The sequence below is a fragment of the Marinobacter sp. MBR-105 genome (genome assembly GCF_053628895.1).
In genome coordinates this window covers 1-1,928 of record NZ_JBRJHG010000047.1, presented here as the reverse complement: position 1 = coordinate 1,928, position 1,928 = coordinate 1, and the positions used below count along the sequence as shown (strand labels likewise).

Sequence of the window (1,928 nt, the reverse complement as noted above, 5' to 3'; positions counted from 1 at the left end):
GAATCGGGTAGGGTCCGGGGTCACCCCCGGAGCCCTCCCACACCACCGGGCATACGGTTCCGTACCACGGCGGTTCACGAAGAACGGCTAAGCCCTCTTACCGTATCCAGCACCGAGATTAACCCACGCTGAGCGAACCAGCGGTTGGGCAAGGCGTGGCGCAGGTGCAGCGCACCCGCATTCCACCAAGGGCCTCGCCCGTTTACCGATGATTTCCAGGCGCGCTGTGGATCTAGGCCCAGCGCCAGGAGCTTACGACACCGGGTTCGCGGACGTTTCCATTGCCGCCAGATCACATCGCGCAATCGGCGGCGTATCCATTGATCCAGCGCTTCCAGCGGTCGCTTCACGTCGACGAGACTGAAGTAACTGGCCCAGCCCCGCAGGACGGGAGCCAGCTCTCTGGTGACGCGACGAATATGGCGTCCCCTGCCGCGTTTGAGGAGCTCGCGGACACGCTGCATCAGGCGCTGCAGGCTGGCCTTGGCCAGCGTCAGCTTTGGCCGCTTGTGTCGAGTCAGCGTGTAGCCCAGATACCCCCGGTTCCAGGGCCGGTCCACCGCACTCTTGTCGCGGTTGACCGTCAGCCTGAGCGAGCTCTCGAGAAAATCACTCAGGCTGGCCATGACGCGCTCACCCGCCCGCCGACTCCTGACATACACTTGCAGGTCGTCGGCGTAGCGGCAGAAGCGGTGACCGCGGCGTTCCAGCTCCTTGTCCACATCATCCAGCAGGATGTTCGCCAGCAGTGGGCTCAGTGGCCCACCCTGCGGCGTTCCCTGTCGGCGTGGCGCGGCCAGGCCATCCTGGAACATCCTGGCTTCCAGGTAGCGGCGGATCAGGCGTAGCACCCGTTTGTCGCGGACGCGGCGCGCGACCCGTGCCATCAGCAGGTCATGGTTCACCCGGTCGAAGAAGGCTTTCAGGTCGAGGTCGACCACCCAGCGGTGGCCGGCGGTGACATGGACCTTCATCGCCGAGACGGCCTGCTGGGCGCTGCGCCCGGGGCGGTAGCCATAACTCGATGCGGAAAAGCCCGGATCGAAGAACGGCGTCAGCACCTGCAACAGCGCCTGCTGGATCAGCCGGTCGGTGACCGTGGGGATGCCGAGCTGTCGCGTCCCGCCCTTGGGCTTGGGGATCTCGACGGCTCGGACTGGACTGGGGTGGTACTCACCGGCCAGCAGCCGCTCGCGCAGCGTCGGCCAGTGTTGCTTCAGGTGGTCGGCCAGCTGGGCCACCGTCATGCCGTCGGCACCCGGCGCCCCCTTGTTGGCCACCACCCTACGGTAAGCCCGCTGCATGTTGTCGGTGGCGACCACCGCTTCCATGAGCAGGACAGGCTCCGCTTTCGTCCACGATGACGACGCCGAGACCGTCTCGACGCCCACCGGCCAGGGCTCGGGGTTCCGCCCCTGCCCCTCTGGGTGGGTGGCGGTATCAGCGCCACTTCCTGTCTTCACGATCGATCCTCGAGACGTCATCGCCTACTCGCGGTTCTTCATGTTCGGCCCTTGGTGCCGCGGTGAACCGGCACTTACTATGGCCTCGGCTGACGTCTGGTGGCCCATCCCGTCGCCTCTCGGCGCCGGTAGCACCGTGGCAGACCACCAGACCTCCCAGGGTAAGACGCGCGACCTTCCCGCTTATGCCTGTCGGATTTACGTCATGGCGATCCGTGCAAGTATCGGGCTTTGATGATGCTTGCCATCTCACCCCGCCATGCCGCCTCGTATCCGCTTCCTGTTCGTCAGGCCAGCGTTTTGCCTCGGGCTGCCTTCAGATTCCCCCTCGCGGGGGACACCCTTGCCGTCGGCTAGCACTTCCCCTTGCCGGGCGTGCAGGGGACTTTCACCCCCAAGTCATCCCGAGGCACCACCCTCGGGAACAGCGCCAGTCAGGCGCTGCGCGCCATGCCTGGCGCACAA

The 1,928-nt window shown here is 65.9% G+C and carries 1 protein-coding gene; it reads right to left on the bottom strand.

All coding sequences use genetic code 11. The annotated features are described in order from the left end of the window. Positions 1-74 precede the first annotated feature (74 nt). Positions 75-1,484, bottom strand: coding sequence for a group II intron reverse transcriptase/maturase (gene ltrA, locus ACSSVV_RS20875; RefSeq protein ID WP_454106963.1), 1,410 nt, complete (start codon positions 1,482-1,484; stop codon positions 75-77). Between the last annotated feature and the right edge of the window lie 444 nt (positions 1,485-1,928).